At 69.0% G+C, this 18359-nt stretch carries 20 protein-coding genes and 2 pseudogenes; 10 read left to right on the top strand and 12 right to left on the bottom strand.

Annotated elements, in window-relative coordinates; genetic code table 11:
* Nucleotides 1-26 precede the first annotated feature (26 nt).
* Nucleotides 27-1061 (bottom strand): ketoacyl-ACP synthase III family protein, encoded by a 1035-nt coding sequence (locus NGF19_RS29420; RefSeq protein WP_252428827.1) that lies wholly within the window; start codon nucleotides 1059-1061, stop codon nucleotides 27-29.
* Between the two features lie 247 nt (nucleotides 1062-1308).
* A complete protein-coding gene (locus NGF19_RS29415; protein WP_252428825.1) occupies nucleotides 1309-1860 on the bottom strand; it encodes a TetR/AcrR family transcriptional regulator in 552 nt (183 codons plus the stop codon).
* 272 nt (nucleotides 1861-2132) lie between these two features.
* Between NGF19_RS29415 and NGF19_RS29410 the strand changes: the two genes are divergently transcribed.
* The 6 genes from NGF19_RS29410 (at nucleotide 2133) to NGF19_RS29385 (ending at nucleotide 6621) form a co-directional block, all read left to right on the top strand.
* Nucleotides 2133-2624: an ester cyclase gene (locus NGF19_RS29410; protein WP_252428823.1), complete on the top strand. Its 492-nt coding sequence runs from the start codon at nucleotides 2133-2135 to the stop codon at nucleotides 2622-2624.
* 40 nt (nucleotides 2625-2664) lie between these two features.
* Complete coding sequence (locus tag NGF19_RS29405; RefSeq protein WP_252428822.1) at nucleotides 2665-4101, top strand: MFS transporter; 1437 nt, start codon at nucleotides 2665-2667, stop codon at nucleotides 4099-4101.
* 161 nt (nucleotides 4102-4262) lie between these two features.
* The gene (locus tag NGF19_RS29400) at nucleotides 4263-4727 is read left to right on the top strand and encodes an ester cyclase (RefSeq protein WP_252428820.1); all 465 of its coding nucleotides are present in this window, start codon (nucleotides 4263-4265) and stop codon (nucleotides 4725-4727) included.
* Nucleotides 4728-4791: 64 nt separating this feature from the next.
* Nucleotides 4792-5538 (top strand): 3-oxoacyl-ACP reductase FabG, encoded by a 747-nt coding sequence (fabG, locus tag NGF19_RS29395; RefSeq protein WP_252428830.1) that lies wholly within the window; start codon nucleotides 4792-4794, stop codon nucleotides 5536-5538.
* Complete coding sequence (locus NGF19_RS29390) at nucleotides 5535-6302, top strand: 4'-phosphopantetheinyl transferase family protein (protein WP_252428818.1); 768 nt, start codon at nucleotides 5535-5537, stop codon at nucleotides 6300-6302. Before fabG ends, NGF19_RS29390 begins: the two co-directional genes overlap by 4 nt.
* On the top strand, nucleotides 6265-6621 hold the full coding sequence (locus NGF19_RS29385; RefSeq protein WP_252428816.1) for a hypothetical protein: 357 nt from the start codon (nucleotides 6265-6267) through the stop codon (nucleotides 6619-6621). Before NGF19_RS29390 ends, NGF19_RS29385 begins: the two co-directional genes overlap by 38 nt.
* On the opposite strand, the gene NGF19_RS29380 is transcribed toward NGF19_RS29385, so the two are convergent.
* The 6 genes from NGF19_RS29380 to NGF19_RS29355 all read right to left on the bottom strand — a co-directional run bounded on the left by NGF19_RS29380 (nucleotide 6559) and on the right by NGF19_RS29355 (nucleotide 12130).
* Nucleotides 6559-7146 (bottom strand): RNA polymerase sigma factor, encoded by a 588-nt coding sequence (locus NGF19_RS29380; RefSeq protein WP_252428814.1) that lies wholly within the window; start codon nucleotides 7144-7146, stop codon nucleotides 6559-6561. The genes NGF19_RS29385 and NGF19_RS29380 overlap by 63 nt on opposite strands.
* A 117-nt stretch (nucleotides 7147-7263) precedes the next feature.
* Nucleotides 7264-8403, bottom strand: coding sequence for a beta-ketoacyl synthase N-terminal-like domain-containing protein (locus tag NGF19_RS29375; protein WP_252428812.1), 1140 nt, complete (start codon nucleotides 8401-8403; stop codon nucleotides 7264-7266).
* On the bottom strand, nucleotides 8400-9623 hold the full coding sequence (locus tag NGF19_RS29370) for a beta-ketoacyl-[acyl-carrier-protein] synthase family protein (protein ID WP_252428810.1): 1224 nt from the start codon (nucleotides 9621-9623) through the stop codon (nucleotides 8400-8402). Before NGF19_RS29370 ends, NGF19_RS29375 begins: the two co-directional genes overlap by 4 nt.
* Nucleotides 9616-9894 carry an acyl carrier protein gene (locus tag NGF19_RS29365; protein WP_252428808.1) on the bottom strand — a complete coding sequence of 93 codons (279 nt, stop codon included), beginning with the start codon at nucleotides 9892-9894 and terminating at the stop codon, nucleotides 9616-9618. Before NGF19_RS29365 ends, NGF19_RS29370 begins: the two co-directional genes overlap by 8 nt.
* Before the next feature lie 68 nt (nucleotides 9895-9962).
* Entirely contained in the window at nucleotides 9963-11246 is a 1284-nt protein-coding gene (locus tag NGF19_RS29360) for an NAD(P)/FAD-dependent oxidoreductase (RefSeq protein WP_252428806.1), read from the bottom strand.
* Nucleotides 11243-12130, bottom strand: coding sequence for an alpha/beta fold hydrolase (locus NGF19_RS29355; RefSeq protein WP_252428804.1), 888 nt, complete (start codon nucleotides 12128-12130; stop codon nucleotides 11243-11245). Before NGF19_RS29355 ends, NGF19_RS29360 begins: the two co-directional genes overlap by 4 nt.
* 392 nt (nucleotides 12131-12522) lie before the next feature.
* Between NGF19_RS29355 and NGF19_RS29350 the strand changes: the two genes are divergently transcribed.
* Both NGF19_RS29350 and NGF19_RS29345 read left to right on the top strand, forming a co-directional pair.
* Nucleotides 12523-13323, top strand: a complete 801-nt coding sequence (locus NGF19_RS29350) for an AfsR/SARP family transcriptional regulator (protein WP_252428802.1) — start codon at nucleotides 12523-12525, stop codon at nucleotides 13321-13323.
* Between the two features lie 801 nt (nucleotides 13324-14124).
* The gene (locus NGF19_RS29345; RefSeq protein ID WP_252428801.1) at nucleotides 14125-15153 is read left to right on the top strand and encodes a ketoacyl-ACP synthase III family protein; all 1029 of its coding nucleotides are present in this window, start codon (nucleotides 14125-14127) and stop codon (nucleotides 15151-15153) included.
* A 308-nt stretch (nucleotides 15154-15461) separates the two neighbouring features.
* Here the strand turns inward: NGF19_RS29345 and NGF19_RS29340 are convergent, their stop codons facing one another.
* Nucleotides 15462-15992 (bottom strand): hypothetical protein, encoded by a 531-nt coding sequence (locus NGF19_RS29340; protein ID WP_252428799.1) that lies wholly within the window; start codon nucleotides 15990-15992, stop codon nucleotides 15462-15464.
* A 196-nt stretch (nucleotides 15993-16188) separates the two neighbouring features.
* On the opposite strand from NGF19_RS29340, the pseudogene NGF19_RS31260 reads away from it, so the two are divergent.
* A pseudogene (locus tag NGF19_RS31260) lies at nucleotides 16189-16356 on the top strand (IS701 family transposase); the annotation flags it as partial.
* 150 nt (nucleotides 16357-16506) lie between these two features.
* On the opposite strand, the gene NGF19_RS29335 reads toward NGF19_RS31260, so the two are convergent.
* The 3 genes from NGF19_RS29335 to NGF19_RS29325 form a co-directional block, all read right to left on the bottom strand.
* Nucleotides 16507-16797: a zinc ribbon domain-containing protein gene (locus NGF19_RS29335; protein ID WP_252428797.1), complete on the bottom strand. Its 291-nt coding sequence runs from the start codon at nucleotides 16795-16797 to the stop codon at nucleotides 16507-16509.
* A gap of 170 nt (nucleotides 16798-16967) precedes the next feature.
* Nucleotides 16968-17171 (bottom strand): DUF397 domain-containing protein, encoded by a 204-nt coding sequence (locus NGF19_RS29330; protein WP_252428829.1) that lies wholly within the window; start codon nucleotides 17169-17171, stop codon nucleotides 16968-16970.
* Complete coding sequence (locus NGF19_RS29325; protein WP_252428795.1) at nucleotides 17171-18013, bottom strand: helix-turn-helix domain-containing protein; 843 nt, start codon at nucleotides 18011-18013, stop codon at nucleotides 17171-17173. The genes NGF19_RS29330 and NGF19_RS29325 overlap by 1 nt, the downstream gene beginning before the upstream one ends.
* 163 nt (nucleotides 18014-18176) lie before the next feature.
* Here NGF19_RS29325 and NGF19_RS29320 point away from each other — a divergent pair.
* Nucleotides 18177-18359, top strand: a pseudogene (locus tag NGF19_RS29320) (ATP-binding protein); the annotation flags it as partial.

The following is an 18359-nucleotide window of genomic DNA, read 5'->3' as shown; positions in this document are numbered from 1 at the left end:
CGTACGATTCCCTGTCACGTCGGCCCTCACTTGTCGTCGTCCGGCTGCTGCACGACGAGGCACGACCAGGTGAACCCGCCGCCGCCCGTGAGCGCGAGGGCGAACTCACCAGGTGCCAGTAGGCGTTCACGCACGATGTCCGCGAGATTGGCCACGACGTCGCCACAGCCCAGATGGCCGGTGCGAGCACCGAACTGCACAGGCTCCGCTCCGAGTAGCTCCCGGACGACCGGCATGTACATCAACTCGATGACCTTGGGCCCGAGTCGGGGTAGGGCGACGCATCGTATCCGCGGATCCTCGGGAGTCAGACCGGCCTCCGCCAGCGCGCGCAGCAGTACGGCGCGCACAGCCTCCGGTCCGGTCTTGGCGAACCGGTCCATGCCGCCCTCCTCGAGGAACGCACGCTTCGTGCGGCGTATGTCGATGGGGCGGCCGTGGGCGAGTGGTGCCGGACTGAACCTGTCGTCCCCGCGATACATGGACTCCATCTCGGGCGCGGCGCGCACGGCATGTGCCATGAGCCGGAGTCCTCGGCCGGAGCGGCCGAGGACGGCGGCGGTGGCGCCGTCCCCGTAGGCGACCTGGTAGTCGCCGCGCCAGCGATCGAAGCCGGCGGGATCGAAGCGGTCCGCCGTGGTGACAAGGGCGGTGCCGAGCGAGGGATCGGCGGTGAGCTGCACTGCGGCGGTGTGCAGGGCCATGGCGCCGGCATGGCACATCTGCTGGATGCCGAAGGGAACAGCCGTTGTCGCGCCGATGCCGTCGGCCACATAGTGGGCCGGGGACCAGAAGTCGTGTCCCTGGTGGTAGATCCAGTTGTGCAGCAGCAGGCCCACGTCGGATGCCTCGACTCCTGCCCGGGAGAGGGCCTTTCGTCCGGCCAGCACGGCCATGTCGGGGGCCGGCATCCCGTACGAGACAGGGACCTCCACCACTCCGGCGGCGTCCGGGGCGTCCGGGTCGAGAAGGCCGTCGGCCACCAGCGCGTACGCGTTCTCGGTCGTGTCCGGTAGCCAGGTCTCTGCCGCCTCTATTGTCAGGTCGGCGCCGAAGCGCATCTCGGGCTCCTGTCCTGGGCATCGCCCGTCGACGAGGCCGGCCCTCGTGGACCGACGCTTCAGGACAGAACCCCGCTCCGGCGGCAGAGATACACGCCGGCCTCGGGAATGCCGGGGAGGGCAACCCCGCTTCGGGAGTGGAGACATATGCCCGGCTCTCGGGACACGGCCGCGGCGGGTGTACGCGTACGGTCCTGGCGTGTATCTGTGCGGTCGGGCCCGCGACCGAGCGGTCGGGCTTGTGGCGTCAGCGTGACCAGTTCTCCACGGGCAGGGCGACGACGCAGGCCTTCGCCCACGGCTCGTCGAGGCTCCACAGGTCCATGGCGGCCATGTCATTGAGCATCATCCCCAGCGACAGGAACTGCTTGACGGTGACATCGTCCGCCCCGGAATTCTCCTGTACGACATGCCACATGCGGCCGAATCCGTTTTGCATCGCATCCCTGATATTGGGTTCGTCGCAGGCAGCGAAACCATGCAGTTGGATAAGCAGGAACATCCTGTTGACACGCACGAGCTCCCGATAGTGACTGCCCATGGCGACGAGTGCTTCAGTGCCACTCAGACCCCTACTGGCCTGCTGAAATGTATCCACAATTTTGTTGAAGGAGTCCTCCACCACGGAAATGAAGAGACCCTTCTTGGTGCCGAATAGGCGGAATACGTACGGCTGGCTGATTCCTGCCTTTCGGGCGATGGTCTCGACCGATGTCCCATAGAGACCGGTGCGCGCGAATTCCTCGGAGGCGATGCGCAGGATTTGGTTTCGGCGGGCGTCGGCCGTCATGCGTTCCATGGGTCACATGTAACCACGCGTCATGCGAGGGCAGCATCCGTCAGGGCCTGTCTCGCCTGGTTGACTGAGTAGTGACTAACTACTACCTTGAGGCCGTCGTCACACGCCGGGTGTGTCGGCCGGCGCCGCCTGGGGTCGCAGATCCCCCGCTGGGCTCCAGGCGGCCCCCAGCCCCCGGCCTCCCTGTTCTTCTCCTTCGACCGTTGATCTCAGTCAGACGTCTGATCTCGTCCGGCGCCTGATCCCGGTCCGACCGTAGAGAGGTGCCACCCATGACCGGCTCCGAGCAGACCACGACCGGCACGCCCCCCACCACGGAGGCGGCGGCAGCCCGCGAACTGTGGGCCAAGTGGAACGCCCTGTGGAACGGCGAACTCGACCTGTCCCGCGCCGACGAGGTGATCGCAGACAAGTTCACCGTTCACGGCACGAGCCTGGCCGGGCGTATGAAGACCGCCGCAATCGACGAGATCCGCGACCGCGACGGACTGGTTTCATGGATCGTCCGGACTCGCGCCGCCCTGGAGGACCTGCACTTCACCGATGAGCCGGGGCCGATCGTCGACGGCGATCTGGTCGCGGGCCGCTACCGGGCGACCGCCGTGCACCGCGGTGGCACGCCGGGGGCCACCGCCGCGATCGGGACGGCCACCGAGCACGTCGGGATGAACATCCTCCGCATCGAGAACGGCCGGTTCGCCGAGTACTGGACCGTTGCGGACACCCTCGGCCTGCTCACCCAGCTCGGCGTCATCACGTCCTGAACAGCCGCCCGACCGTCGTCCTCTTTCCGGAAGGCCTCCCATGACCACGCAACCCGCGACCGGCCGGCCGGTCGAGCAGTCCGCGGGCAAGGACACACGCCGCGACAGGCGGCGCAGTCTCGCCGCCGCCACCATCTCGGCCGGCATCCTTGTCTCGACCCTTGACCTGACCATCGTCAACGTCGCCTTCCCTGCCATCGGCGAGGACTTCAGGGGCGCGTCCGTCGCAGACCTGTCCTGGATACTCAACGGTTACGCCATCGTCTTCGCGGCGCTGCTCATCCCGGCGGGCCGCTTCGCCGACAGGTACGGCATGAAGAACGTCTTCATGACCGGCCTGGCCCTCTTCACCCTCGCCTCAGGGCTCTGTGCCATGTCCGGCTCGGTGGGCGAACTCAACGCAGCACGCGTCCTGCAGGCGGTCGGGGCCGCCGCGCTCGGACCCACGTCCATGGGCCTGCTCATGGTGACGTACGGACCGGAGCAGCGGGCCAGGGCCATGCGGGTCTGGGCCACTGCCGCCGGTGTCGCGGCGGCTTCGGGGCCCCTGGTCGGCGGTGTGCTCGTCAATGTCGACTGGCCCTGGATCTTCCTGGTGAACCTGCCGGTCGGTGTCCTGGCACTGATCGTCGGGGCCAGGGTCCTGGCCCCCGGCAGGGCCGGGGGCGGCGAGAAGTCCACGATGCCCGACCTGCTGGGCTCCATCCTGCTCGCGGCCGCGATCGGTCTGCTCTCCCTGGGCATCGTCAAGGCGCCCGACTGGGGCTGGGGTTCGGGAAAGGTGCTGGGTTCCCTTGCCGCGGCCGTGGTCCTGACCGTGCTGCTGCTGGTGCGCTCCGCCCGGCACGCCAGCCCGGTCGTCGACCTCGCGCTGCTGCGGATCCGGGACTTCTCCATCTCCAACCTCGCATCCGCCCTCTACTACATGAGCTTCGCCGCGACCGTGCTCTCGGTCTCCCTGTACTGCCAGGACATCTGGAAGTGGTCGGCCCTGGCCACCGGTCTTGCGATGGCTCCGGGCAACCTGATGCTGCCCTTCCTGTCGGTGCTGTCCGGCAAGCTCGTGGCCAGGATCGGGCAGGTGCTGTCGATCGTGCTCGGCTCGACGGTCATCGCCCTGGGCGCGGCCTGGTGGGCGGTCGCCGTGGGCGTCGAGTCCAACTACGTGGTGGGGATGCTTCCCGGAGTGCTGCTCACCCGCATCGGGATGGGGCTCTCGCTCGCCCCGCTCATGGGCGCCAGCACCCGCGACCTCCCGCCGGCCTCCGTGGCGACCGGCTCGGGGCTGAACAACATGGTGCGCCAGGTCGGCTTCGTACTCGGCGTCTCGATCCTGGTCGTGCTCGTCGGCACCCCCGGCGGCTCGGATGCGGCACTGACCGCGTTCCGCCACGGCTGGTGGTTCACCGCTGCGGCTTCCGCGGCCACGGCCCTGACGGCACTGCTGCTCCGGCCCGACCGCCCCAAGGCGGCCTGAGGACCGCTTGGCCCGACACACCCGACCAGAGGCCGGGTGGTGCGACTCCTGGTCGACGCCACCCGGCCTCTCGGTGTTCGGTGCGGCGGCCCTGTATCCCCGGGCCGCCGCGACGCTCTGTAGGGGTACACCGACGAGCACACCGCCCCCAAGGAGCACGTATGACGGACACGTTGACCGCTGAGGACCTTCGCCCGCAGGCCGTTCTGTGGAAGAAATGGATGGAGCTCTGGAACGGCGCACGGGAACGGGCAGATGAGATCCTCGCCGACGAACTGACGCTCCACATACCGAAGTACGGGATGCCCGACCCCGTGGGCCTGCGCACCCCCCGGCAGTTCGTCGGCTGGATCGAGGCGTTCCGTTCCTCGTACACCGATGCCCGGATCAGGACCGTGCTCGGTCCTCTTGTGGACGGAGACCACGTCTTCGCCCGCTGGATCTTCGAAGGCACCTGGCAGTCGGGGCGTCCGGTCGGCGTCACCGCGCCGCCCGGGACCCCCATCATGCTGCGCGGGGCCGATTTGCTGCGCCTGGACGAGCGCGGCCGCATCGCCGAGTACTGGCTCTCCGACGACCTGATGGACGTCTACGTGCGCCTTGGCGCCCCGCTGCCCGCTCCGTGAACCGCACACCGCCCCGAGACCGATACCCCCACCGTCTGAAGGACGCCTCGTGAAGGAGCTCACCATGCAGGACGGCCGGCGCCGGCACGTCATCGTCACCGGAGGATCGCGCGGCATCGGGCGGGCCATCGCCGTACAACTCGCCGCGGACGGATACGACGTCTCCTTCTGCGGACGTACCGCCTCCGCCGCCTCGGAGGACACCGCGGAGCTGGTACGCGCCCAGGGAGCCGTGTGCTTCCACCAGCCCTGCGACGTGGCCGACCACCTGGCCGTTGACACATTCGTGAAGCAGGCGGAGAACGAGCTGGGACCGGCTTACGCCCTGGTCAACTCGGCCGGCATCGTCAAGGACAACCACCTGGTGATGATGCCGCTCGAGGACTGGACCTCCGTGATCGACACCAATCTCACCGGCACATTCAACTTCTGCCGCAGCGTCGGATTCGGCATGCTCAAGCGGCGTACCGGAGTGATCGTCAACGTCTCCTCGGTGGCCGGCGTCTACGGGCACGCCACCCAGGCCAACTATGCCGCGTCCAAAGGCGGGGTGAACAGTCTGAGCCGGACGCTCGCCAAGGAACTGGCCCGGCACCGCATCCGGGTGAATGTCGTCGCCCCCGGCTTCATCGAGACGGACATGACCGGTGGACTCGGCGACAAAGCCCGCAAGGAGGCGCTGGCCTCGGTGCCGCTGCGCCGCTTCGGCACCGCCCAGGAGGTCGCGGACCTCACCGCGTTCCTGCTCTCCGACAAGGCTTCCTACATCACCGGTCAGGTCCTCCAGGTCGACGGGGGAGTGGCTCTGTGACCAAGCTGCATCCGCCGGCCGGTCCTGAGGAGCTCCACATCTGGTGGCTCGCCGTGCCGCCGCCGGGTGCGGCGACCCGTGCTGTCGCCCGGTTGCTCGATGCCGGGCAGCGGCACCGCGTAGCACGGCTGCGCAGACCCCTGCATCGGCACCGTAAGGTCATGGCGCACGCGGGGCTGCGCACGCTGCTGGCCGAGTACACCGGCAGAGAACCGGAGAAGTTGACGCTGCGCCGTGCGGCGTGTCCGGCCTGTGGCGGTCCGCACGGCCGCCCATTCCAGCAGGACACCCCGGACCTGGAGTACTCGATGGCGCACTCGGGCGACAGAGTCGTCTACGCCTTCGCGGACCGGCCCGTCGGGGTCGACCTGGAGGGCTCCGCAGTCCCGGCGAGGACCGTGCGCACGGTCTCTCGGTGGCTCGCCGCCGACGAGCGGAGGCTGCTCGAAGAACTGCCCGAGGAGCGGCGCCCCGCGGCGTTCGGGCGCTGCTGGGTACGCAGGGAGGCGTACCTCAAAGGGGTCGGGACGGGGCTGGCGCACGGCGTCGGCGCGGCCCCGGCGGACGGCACCTGGCGGCTGGTCGACCTTGACCCGCCTCAGGGGTACGTCGCCGCGGCGGCGCTGCCCGCTGCGCCGCAGGCGGTCGTCCGGGTGCGCGGCGCGACACTGCCCGTGGCGCGGATACTGGACCTTGCGGCACGGACGGAGACCGCAGGGGGTGGCGATGTCGGAGATCGAGTCCGGGCGGTGCGAGCCGAGTGACGACGGATGGGATTCGGCCGGTGGTGAACAGCCGGGGGACAAGCTGCGCGCCGAGCTGGGCGAGCCGCCGCCCGCGCTGGTGAGGGCGGTGGCAGCCTGGCCGGTGGCCCTCCTGGGTGATGCCGTCGGCTCGGTCACGAACGACATACCGCAGCCGGAACCCGAGAGCGCTCCGGACCCGGGAGCCGACAGTGCGCCACGACACGACGGCGTCGGCGGCGTGGGTATGGTGCGTGGCCTGGAAGATGACGGTACGTCACAGCGCAGCCGGGTGGCCTACGCCTTCGATGATGCGCATCTGCTCGGCGAGGCGCCGTAGCGCACGCCCGCGCAGCGGTCCCACCGAGCCGCGGGCGATGCCCAGACGCCGGCTCACCTCGTCGTACCCCGGTGCGGGATCCGCGCTGAGCAGCGTGAGCAACCGGCGGTCCCGGTCCGGAAGCCGGGCCAGAGCGGCGTGGACGTGGGCGCGGCGCTCGCGTACCAGGAGGTGCTCCTCGGGGCCGGGCTCTGCGGCGGTCGGCCGGTCGAGGGTCCCCGCGCCGCCGACCGGTACGTAACGGCCGGAGCGCTCCAGCTGCTTGAGGCTCTCGCGGCGGGCGCAGGTCGTGAGCCAGGCCGGGAACCGCTCCGGTGTGTGCAGCCGGGGCAGACTTCGATACACCCGCAGCCAGGTCAGCTGGAAGACCTCTTCGCAGTCGGGGGTGGAGAGGCGGTGCGAGCGGGCCACCGTCCACACCAGGGGGGCGTATCGCTCGACCAGGGCCGACCATGCCTCCTGGGAACCGGACAGGCAGTGGGCGATCAGATCGCCGAGGCCCTGGGCCCGGACGGCCGTTTCCACGGGATGTGTCCGCGTCGCAGACATGTCTTCCTTCCTGCCGTTCTGCCGGGAATGAGGGGGCCGGGGAGCAGGCATCGACGATGCTCCCCGGCCCCGTCCTGGGGTGGCGGGCTCCCGTCAGCCGACGGGGGCGTTCAGGTCGAGGACGACGCAGCCCACCTGACCGTCACGGGAGACCGCCGGTACGACGGCGGTCCGGGCGGCGCCGGTGTTCTCCAGCTGCCACAGTCCGAGCAGTCCCGCGATCTGCAGGACACCGCCGGCGCTGAAGCACTCACCGACCGTCTCCTTGACCCGTACGACCTGATCGGGCAGAGCGCCGCCCAGCGCACTGCGCACGGCACGCACCTCGATGCGGTCCAGGCCGACAAGACCCGTGGCGCCGAGCGAGACCGCGGTGACCTCGGCCGGATCCTTGCCGCTGCGCCCGAGCGCCGAGCCGATCACCGAGGCGAGAGCCCGGGCCAGTCCGCCGCGGTCGGCGTAACCCGTCTCGCAGGCCAGCACCCGGGCGAGTACCCGGCGCCCCGCCGACCGGGCCGCGTCCTCGGCCTCGACGACCAGAAGGGCCGCTCCCTCGCCCACCGCTGCGTCCGGGCTCAGCGCCCCCGACTGGTGCCAGCCCCAGGCGCTCTGCGCACAGAACTCCTCGACCCCGCTGACCAGCAGACGATCCGCGTGTCCGTGACGCAGGGCGTTGCGTGCGTAGCGCAGCGCCTGCACACCGGCCAGGTGTCCGCCGGCGAGTGTGGCGTTGACGCCCTTGAGGCCGTGCCGGATGGCGATCTGGCCGGCCGCGCAGTTCATCACGGTGTTGGGGAAGAGGCTCGGGTTCACCAAGTACGGGCGCTCCTGATGGAGGGTCTCCAAGGAGTACTCGCTGGAGCTGCGGATGCTGCCCGTGCTTGTGCCCAGGACGACCCCGGTGCGACTGCCCACCGGTACAGGCAGCGAGTCCAGGGCCAACCGGCAGCTGACCAGCCCTAGTCGAGTCGTACGGTCGAGATGCCGGTTGCCCTTGCGGCCGATCAGCTCGGTGACCCTCAAATCGGGCACGGCACGGATCGGGCGCGGCGGCAGGGACTCGCCCTCCTGGACGGACGGCTCGGCATGGCCCGGCCGGCCGGCTGCCAGGGCGCGGCCGAGTGCTTCGAGCCCGAGACCGGCGGGGGTCGCCGCGCCCACGGCGGTGATCGCGAGCGGTTCGACCGCATGGGTGACAGGGGCCTGTAGCGCTTCGACGGCGGCGGTGCTCATGCGACCCTCCCGAAAACGGTGATGGCGTTGTTGCCGCCGAAGGCGAACCCGTGGTTCTGCACGACCTGCGGCCGGGCCGGGCGTGCCGTTCCGGGCACCGGGTCGACGCCCGCACCGAGAGCCGGGTCGATCTCCTCGACGCCCGCGGTCGGCGGCAGGAACCCTTCGTGCAGGGCCTGGCAGCAGATCAGCGCGCCGAACCCGCTGGCCGCGCCCATGGTGTGGCCGATCATCGACTTGATGGAGCTGATCGGCGGGATCCGGTCGCCGAACACCTCCCGCGCGGCGGCGACCTCGGTCGCGTCGTTGGTCCGGGTGCCGGTGCCGTGGGCGCAGATGTAGTCGATCTGCTCGGGCGTCACTCCGGCGCTGCGGTGTGCGGCCCTGATACAGGCGGCGATGCTGGTCGGATCCGGGTGCACCATGTGCTCGGCGTCGCAGTTGACGCTGTAACCGAGCACCTCGGCGTAGATCCGGGCCCCTCGGGCGACGGCCCGGTCGTACGGCTCGAGCAGCAGTGCGACTCCGCCCTCGGCGGTGAGGATTCCGGAGCGGTGCGCGTCGAACGGGCGGCACACTTCTTCGGCCAGGGCGCCGAGCCGGTAGAAGCCGGCGTGCGCCCACCGGTTCACCGAGTCGGCCCCTCCGGCCAGCATGTAGTCCGCGTCGCCACCGGCCACCATGTCGTAGGCGTAACCGAGCGCGTAGTTGCTCGCCGAACATGCCGTGGCAAGGGTCAACGCCTCGCCGGAGAGGCGGAGTTCGCTGTTGACCGCGGCTGCGATCCGGCCGGCCGGGACCGCACCGACCCGGTCCGTGCCCAGCGACTTGAGCCCGTCTGCCGACCATTGGCCGACGAGTTCCTCGATGACCGCGGACTCGCCACTCGTGGTGCCCATCACCGAGCCCGCGCGGGCCCGGGCCAGCTCGGACTCGGGAAGGCCCGAGTCCGCCACCGCGAGCCGGGCGGCCGAGGCGGCGAACTGGCTGCTGCGCCCCCACTGCGTGGGCTCGATGCGGCGCAGCCACTCGGCGGGCTCGAAGTCGTGCACCTCCCCCGCGTGGACGTGCGGGAAGCCGGTCGTGTCGAAAGAGGTGATGGGGGAGGTGGTACGGCGGCCGGCCCGGATCGCGGCGGTGAACTCGGCCGCGCCGATGCCCGCACTGCTCACCGCCCCCAGGCCAGTGACGACCACACGGCGTGTCTCGGGCTCAGGCATCCTTGTCGCCCCCGAGATTGCGGACGACCACGGCGCGCACGCCGTCGAGGTTGCCCATGTCGACCAGGTCGTCCTGCGGGATGGTGATGCCGAGGTCCTTCTCTATGCGAGCCAGAATCTCGATGGCCAGCAGCGAGTCCGCGTCGTGGTCGTCGACGAAACTGCTGGTGTCGGTGAGTTCGTCCGCTTCCAGCTCCAGGACCTCGATGATGATCTCGCGCAGCTGTGCGTCCTGCTCGGCGGTGAGGATGGAGGTCATGTCGGTACTCATGAGGGGTTGCCTTTCTCGGGAATTCCAGGGCGGCAGGAAAGAGGGCGAGGGGACCGGAGACGCCCCGGTCACGAGTCGGTGCGGGACAAGGGCACGGGCGGTGCGGGCACGGCTGTACCGCGATGCCGGAGGTTGACGGCCGAGGCCCTGGCCAGCGCCACCGGATTGAGGAAGCGCAGGGGCCCGATGAGGCGTGAGGCAAACAGGTGCATGTGCCGGGCCATGGCCTCGTCGCGGGCGGCCGCGGAGAACATCAGCCTCTCGAAGGGGTTGAACGGCCGGGCCTTGGCGTAATCGGCGGCCAGATGCTGATGTCCGTGCAGCCCTCGCCGGTGCCGACGGGCGTAGGCTGCGAGTGCCTGTTCCAGGTCGCCGCGCCCGGACACCGCGGCGGAGACCGCCTCGGCCAACCACTGTGCGGACTGCAGGGCCCAGCCGCATCCGACGCCCCACAGGGGGTCGCCGGCCAGCGCCGCGTCGCCGATGAACGCGATGCCCGGTGCGGTCGGCTTACGGCTGTGCAGCGGGTAGTTGACGGTACCGGTGATCTTTGTGACGCGCTCGGCAGAGTCGATGGGCGGCGCCTCAGGAAGGGCGCGGACGAAATCGAGGAAGCTGCCCTCCAGGTCCCTGCGGAAGTCCGGCAGCCGCTTCTTGTCGGGGATCACCGCGACGACCGTCACCCCGTCGTCGTTCGGCATCGCGTAGGCCACGTCCGGTTCCAGGAACCAGGACTGGGTGATTCCGTCGCGCAGTGGCAGATCACGGAAGTGTGCGAAGTAGCTGAATCGTTGATTTCTATGGAGGCGAGCCGGTGCTCCCGCGAATCGAGCCACGGCCGAGTCCTTGCCGTCGGCGCCGATCACGAGGCGGGCACGGATCTCGCGCTCGCCCTCGGCCGTCGACACCCGCACACCTACGGTCCGCCCGGCCTCCTGGATCAGTCCACTCACGGTATGACCGAGGAGTAGGTCGACGCCGGGCGTCCGGGCCGCATGAGACCGGATCAGCGGGTCCAGTGTGCTGCGCCGAATGTTGTACGCGTAGGGGAGTTCGGGGCCCCCGGGCGCGGCCTTGGGCTCTATCCAGCCCCAACGGGTGTACCAGCGAGCCTCGTTGCGGACCGCGCCGGCCTTTTCCAGCGCTGGAACGAGCCCGAGCTCGTCGAGTACGGGGTAGGCGCACGGCTGTAGGTAGTGGGTGCACAACACCTTGTACGCCGCGGGATCCGAGCGGCGTTCGAGTAGCGCGACACGTACGCCGCGCCGGGCGAGCAGGACCGCCGCGGCGCTGCCCGCGATGCTCGCACCGCTGATGACGACGTCGTACGCGTCGTTCTCGTGCGTGGTCATGCGCTGATCGACTCCTTGGTAGTGGGCTGCGGTCTGCCGGCGAGGCAAAGTCCCCTGGCTGCCAGGAAGGCGAGGAGCTGTTCGGCCACCCGGTCTGGTTGCCGCAGCTGACAGAAGTGGTCGAGGTTCGCATCCTGATGGATCGTCACATCAGGGATTGCACGGCGTAGTTCGTCGATCGCGGCAACCGGCGCGGAGGGGTCGTGGGTTCCGCTGACGACCAGTACGGGGGCCTCGATCAGAGGCAACGGCAGATGGGGGGTCCGGCTCAGCGTCGCGTAGAAGTGCAGGAAGCCCTGGGGTTCCACGCGTTCACGCACCTTGCCGATCATCACGTCCACGATGTCCGGCGGGACCGTGGCACCGCGTGGGCCCATCCTGGCGCGCAGCCCGTCCGCGAGCACGCTGCGGAACCGGTCGACCGCCTCGCCGAAGAAGCGGGAGTCGACGGGCTGGTCGTGCGGTCGGTAGACGGGAGCCACCAGCGTGGTGGGGATGGCCGAAAACGGCGTGCTCCTGGTGAGCAGTTCGAGCTGGGTGGTGGCACCGAATGAGTGGGCCAACACCGCGTCGGGGTGCACCGGAAGGAGTTCCAGGGCCCGTTCCAGCCAGGTGGCGGAGCTGCCCCGGTCGGTCCAGCGGTGGTGCGACCCGCCGCGCCAGGGCAGGTCGAGGGCGAACAACCGCAGGTCGCGGGGGAGTCGACGGGCGAGGGGTAGCCAGCTCTCCCAGTTCTCCTCGAAGCCGTGGACGAGGACGAGACTCGGTCCTCGCGGGTCTTGTCCGGGGCTCTCCCATACGTGCAGCGGTTCGCCGCCGGCCTCATGGTCGACGATCTGCCGCCATGGGGCACCGTGCGATGCCTCCTGCTCTGCCAGCAGCACTCGTGTCACCTCTCGTCTCGGCCTCGTGGACGCGGTCCGACGCCTCGGCCCGTGGGAGCAGGCCGAACCGGATGCCCGAGACAGTAGGCGCGCGGGCCGCACGGGCCGGAGGCCGCTCTCGCGGTGCGAGAGGCAGCTTGGAGCGGGAGGACAGCCGGGCTTCAGACACAGTGCAGACGGCCTCATCCCTCTTCCGTCCGAGAGAACAGGCCAACTGGAGCGACGTACCGCCAAATGTCTTTAACAGAACTTGACTGAATACCGGAAAGTCCCATTCAGTCAGGCTGTTTGCGATGGTTCATGCCGACCTCGACTGGATCGATGTTGACAAACCGACGGCTGGATTTTTATCGTCTATGACGAGTGACTAACGACTAACTGGGGGAAAGTCGATGGAGATCTCTGTTCTTGGTTCGTTCATGGTTCGCATAGATGGAGCGAACGTCACGCCGACTGCGGTGAAACAGGCCAAATTGCTCGCCCTGCTGGCTATGCGCCGAGGTAGGACGCTTTCGGTCACGGAAGGCATCCAAGAGCTTTGGGCCGAGGATGCGCCCCGCAGCGCGGGAGCCGCCATTCACACCTACATCCGGAAACTGCGCGAGCTCATTGCGTCCGCGCGCCCGGGTCTCGACCCCAAGCAGATCATCACCACCCGCCCCGGCGGCTACATGCTCGGCCTCGGCGCGGGCGCGGTCGACTGCGAGGAGTTCGAGCGCCTCGCCGAGCGCGGTCACCGCGCCGTCGCGTCGGGCGACGACACGCTCGCCGCATCCCGGTTCCGGCAGGCGCTGGCGCTGTGGCGCGGACCCGCGCTGTGCGACCTGCCCACCGGGCCGCTACTGATGATCAAGCAGAAGGAACTGGACGAACGGCGCAGGTCTGCACTCGACCGCTGCATCAGCGCGGAACTCCGGCTCGGGCGGCACTACGAACTACTGGGAGAGCTGGTCGCCCACGCGGCCGGCGACCGCACCCACGAGGCACTGCACGCACAGCTCATGCTTGCGCTGTACCGGGCGGGCCGCCGGGTACAGGCCCTCGAGGTCTACCGCGAACTGCGGACCGAACTGGCCGGACGCCTCGGCCTCGAGCCGTCACCCAGTATCCAGGCACTGCACCGGGCGATCCTGTCCTCCGACGGATCGCTGCACCGTGAGGTGAGTGAGCACGCGGTGGGCCGTACGGCCTGACGCCCCTTGTGCGAGATCGACGGGCTGGTGAGAGCCGCGGCGGAAGTCTTCGACGAACGCGGCCCGGCCGCGGCCAGGCCTGCGCCTGGGGTGGGCACGGCAGGAGTTGCGCGCGGATGCGGCGGAGCCCGCCGCCCGTGACCTCGGGGGCGAGCTTCAGGCCGTGTCCGGGGCTGCTGCGGGCCGCCGCCGAGCGCCGCGAGGTGCCCGAAGGGCTGCCGAGGGCCTGGTGGATTCGTCGATGAGGCGTGGGGCGTGTTGCTGCCGTCCGTCTCCCCGGCCCCCGGGGGCCCCGCGGGCGACCTGATGCCCTCGGCGGCTTCAGGGACGAGTCAAAGCAGAACGACAATCTCCAAAGTCTTGCAAAAATCAAAGGTCCGCCTCTGGGAGTTACTCAGGGAAGCGGACCTTTTGACATGTTCGGGCGCCGCGGGGTTTTACGGATACGGCGCCTTGGGTTCGGTCGGAAAGAGTCGGCGTTTCCTTCCGTGTTGTCCAGCCTCTAAGGGCTGTCCCGTAATCCCTGGCGGATCAGCGCGCGGCGTCGGATGCGGTGCATCGCAAGGCGGAGGGACGCCCGAATACTGGACGTATTCGGGCGTTCCGACAACGCGGCGAGGTGCCGTAGCCGTCGTCGCGCGCCCGTCAGGGATTACGGGACAGCCCTTAGTTCTCCGCCGAGAGTTGTGCGCTTCCCTCGATCATGTGAGACACATCACTCCCGCAAGTGTCCTTGTTGACGCGTGGATCGGCTCTGTTATGCGGAAGTTGCGGAGAAGATCCGACGAAAGGGCGGCCGAAATGCGTTTCGGGAGCGAACTCACCATACGTGCGGCGGCCACCTGGCTGCCCCCGGTCCGCCAGACCGCCGACGCGGCGGTGCTCGCCGGTCTCACCACCGTCGCGGACGCCGAGGCCGCCGGAGCTGCCGAGGTTCCCGTCTCCTGTGGCCCGTCCGGCCCGGAGATGGCGGTCCGCGCAGCGCGCCGGGCCCTGAGCGAGGCGCAGGTGACGCCCGAGGAGACGGATCTGGTCATCCACGCCTGGATCCATCACCAGGGCCACGACTTCTGGTCCCCTGCTCACTACGTCGCCGACCAGCTCGGCGCCTCCGACGCCGTCGCCTTTGGCATCCAGCAGATGTGTCACGCCGGCGCCATGGCGCTGCACACGGCCGCGGTGCGGTTGGAGGCGGACCCGTCCGTGCGCAATGCCCTGGTCACCACGGGGGACCGCTTCGCCGCACCCGCGTTCGACCGGTGGCGCGGCGACTACGACGCGGTCTTCGGGGACGGCGGCACCGCCGCGGTCGTCGGCCGCTCGGGACCGGGGTTGCGGATCCTTTCCCACGCCTTGGGATCTGCGCCCGAACTGGAGTCCATGTATCGCGGTCGGGACGAGTTCACTACCGTGCCCCTCGCGCACTCCGTGCCCGTCGACGCGCGCCGCACGAAGAAGGCGTTCCTCGCTGACGGCGGTATGGCTCGCTTCGCCGAGATCGGTCCTCGAAAGGTGCGCGCCACCCTGATGGCCGCGCTCGCGGAGGCCGGGCTGAAACCCGATGACCCGCGCATCCGCTGTGCGACCCTGTCGCGCCTCGGCCCGAAGACCATCGATCTGCTCTATCTGCCGATCATGCAGGAGGTGATCAAGGCGGAGATCCTCCATCTCGGTGGCCGCACTGGCCATCTGGGCGGAGGGGACGCGATCGCCAACCTCGCCGACCTCTGGGACCAGGAGCTCCTCGCGCCTGGAGAGTTCGCCGTCGGATTCAGCGGGGGAGGCGGTTTCACCTGGTCGTGCCTGGTCGTCCAGCGCGTCACCGACTGAACGCTCCGAACCTCGGGAGAAGAAGTGACAGGGCGTCGATTCGCGGTGCGGCTCGGCCCCGACCAGTGCCCGGCAGGCAACGTTTACCTCGTTTGCTGCACGGCGCGACCAGCATGCTAGTGCCCCGGCAGGCAACGCTCGCCCCGTCGCGACGCCCGGCACGTACTCTCGCCGCACCGGACGAAAGCCCACGTACGTCCAGTACGAGGGCTTCCGTCCGGCACTCCCCCAAGCTCTGTGAGCAGGGAGTACCCCCAGAGCACGCACCGGACGCCGCTCCTGACGGGCAAACGTTGCCTGCCGGGGCACTAGCCGTGCAACGTACCCGTGAGCACCGCCCTGGCACGCAGCGCACCGTCGGCGGTTACCTGTGCGCAGATGTGCGGCCAGAACTCTTCGAGCGCCCGCCGGTAGTAGCCGTGCAGGGCGGTGCCCAGGTCGTGCAGCGCTTCGGGCTCCCCGCCCGCCAGGGCCCGCAGACCGGTCGGCGGCGGCTTCTGCCTGACGGGTGACGCGACGAGCCTGGTCAAGTCGCCCCGCAGGGTGGTCTTCGAGGTGCGGAGCACGGTATCAACGGCGCTCTCCAGGTCTGGACAGCCGCCGAGGTCGGGCGTGAGGAAGTCCGGGGAGTAACCGCGGGGCGGCAGGAGCGCGGTGAGCAGTGCAGCGCTGTCCCGGATCAGGCGCGGCCGGACCCGGCTGCGCCACTGGTCAAACACCAGCAGGCTGTCCTTGCCGATCAGGATCTGGAAACTGTTGGCGATCTCCCACAGAGGATCGGGGGTGACCGCGACACGCAGCCGCGCGATGTTCCCAGCAGTGAAATGCACCCGCAGCATAGAGGTCTCCGGACGAGGTAGTCACCGTGTGGGTATGCCACTGACAGTGACCAGCGCGGACTGCGCGGGCAAGGCGGCATTCGGCCGCGTGTCGCGGGGGGCGTGGGCCACTACTGCACACGATGCTCGGATGCTGGACGCTAGTACTGCAACGGTGCTTGCCGTGACTGGGGGCCAGTTCGGTCGGGGTGCGGTTATGGGTGGGGACCTTGCTGACGTCGGCTGTGGGCGGGTGAACTGGAAGCTGTGCATGGGCGGTTCGTGCACCGTTTCAGCAGTGATCGCTCCGCTGCAATGAAAGAACGGCTGGACGTTGGCGGAGGAAGCCCGTCACGCGGGCCATCCCGTCCACGAGTTGTTCAACGGACTGCCCGGCAGAAGTGGAGCTGGATGCCGGGAAAACAGAAACGGATCGTCCCCGCTCATCCACCCCAGCCTTGCCGAGATCGGACGGTTGATCACCCGCCTCACCGACCGCCGACCTACACCCGTCGAGCACATCCTGCACGGGCGTTCAGCCCTGGTGCGGCTGTTGCTGTCCCAGCGGCGTGTAGCGAGGGTCGGGGTCCTGGGCGGCCTGGGTCTGGAGTTGGGTGGCCTGTTCCACGGTCACCCTCTCCTGGGCGCCGCAGAAGGTGCACTGCGTCAGGTACTTGACCGACACAGGGAAGAGCGGGATGAAGAACAGGGTGAACTTCACGACCCGCTTCCGGAGCGCGTGTGCACTCGGGTTGCCGCAGTGTCCGCACAGGAGCGTGATGATCGCGAGCGCGTGCAGGTACCCCTTGGTGCCGAAGATGATCATGCCGCTGTGCCCCTCCCCGAACGACAGTGTCCGGTGAGCCTATCCTTCGGAGGAGTCCACCGTCGGGGCCGGGCCGGGTCTGCTGGGGGAGTCGCCGTCGCTGACCGGGGCGCGACGACGCCCCACGCCCGGTACGGAACCGGATGCGCGGGGCGTCGACAGGTCGTACGTCAGTGGTCGGCGGCGTACGAGACGAAGGCGGCCCATTGCTGGGCGCCGAAGGCGAGTTGGCCGCCGTGCACGCGCTTCGAGTCCCGTATGTGAATGGTCTCGGGGGCGAAGGCGACCTCGACACACGCCGGGCCGTCATTCGTGCTGTAGCTGCTCTTGAACCACTCCAGCGCGAAACCGTTCCCCGTCGAGGGGTTGGTCATCATGTCTCTCCCAGCAGTTTCTCGATGAAGCCCAGCGACTCGCGGGGAGGCAGGGCCTGGGCTCGGATGGCGCCATAGCGGATCTCGTGGATCTGGAGCTCCTTGGGGTGGGAGATCAGCCGACTGGTGAGCTGGACCTCGTTGTGCCCCACGGTGTCCCCTTCCTTGAGCCGAAGCAGTTGAAGTGATCCCGCAAGACCGGCATGGTCCTCACGCTCCGTGGGCATCACTTGGATCTCCACGTTCCGCCGTTGGCCGACCTCCAACAGATGTTCGAGCTGCTTCCGCATCACCATTCTGCCCCCAAGCGGGCGGCGTAGTGCCACCTCTTCTTGGACGAAGCTGAAGACAGGTGCGGGCTTCCCGTCGAAGATCTCCTGCCGCGCCAAGCGCGCGGCGACAAGGCGTTCCAGCTCCTCCTCGGAGAAGGGCGGACGCCGCATCCCGTACAACGCCCTCGCGTACTCTGGGGTTTGAAGGAGTCCGTTGACGACGCAGTTGTCGTAGGCGCAGATTTCGGCCGCCTCTTCCTCCAACTTCGCCAAGTCCCGTACCTTCTTCGGGTACCGCGCCTGCTCCACGTCCTTCTTCAGCGCGACGAGCAGCCCACCGGCCTCCAACACCCGGTCCGCCGCCTCCAGGAACGCCGCGCTCGGCGCCCGTCGCCCCCGTTCCACCGAGGACACCTGTTCCTCGCTGTACCCGATGGCCGTCCCGAACTCGGCCTGGGTCAGCCCTTTTCGCTCACGGTAGGTCTTGATGATCCTGGCGACCGTCCGCAGGACCGCCGCCGACTCCTCGTCGTCGCCGTCATGTTGTAGTCCCTGCCCCGTCACGTTCACACCCGGACACCTCCCCGTGCCGCTGTCTCCCGTACTCAACTCGCCCACCACGCACCAGGTAACGCCACATGACCCGGACACAGCCGGACGGCGCCCGGACAGTGACTCCACGTACCGTCGTCGTTACTGGTCAGCGTAGAGACGGTCCACGACGCTGAGTGACATGAACGCCGATATCGCCCTCTTCGTCACCCGTCGCTTCACCATCCGTCTCTCGGCCACGCCCAGAGGTGCCCGCCTCGCCCGCCGTCTCACGGCCGAGCAAGTCGACGGCTGGGGTTGGCCGTACGACAGCGAGGCCAACCGCACGGCGACGCTGCTCGTGGCCGAACTCGCCACGAACGCG

Origin of the sequence: Streptomyces macrolidinus (genome assembly GCF_023887685.1) — a bacterium.
In the GTDB taxonomy this organism is placed as follows: domain Bacteria; phylum Actinomycetota; class Actinomycetes; order Streptomycetales; family Streptomycetaceae; genus Streptomyces; species Streptomyces macrolidinus.
This window is presented reverse-complemented; position numbering and strand designations above follow the sequence as displayed.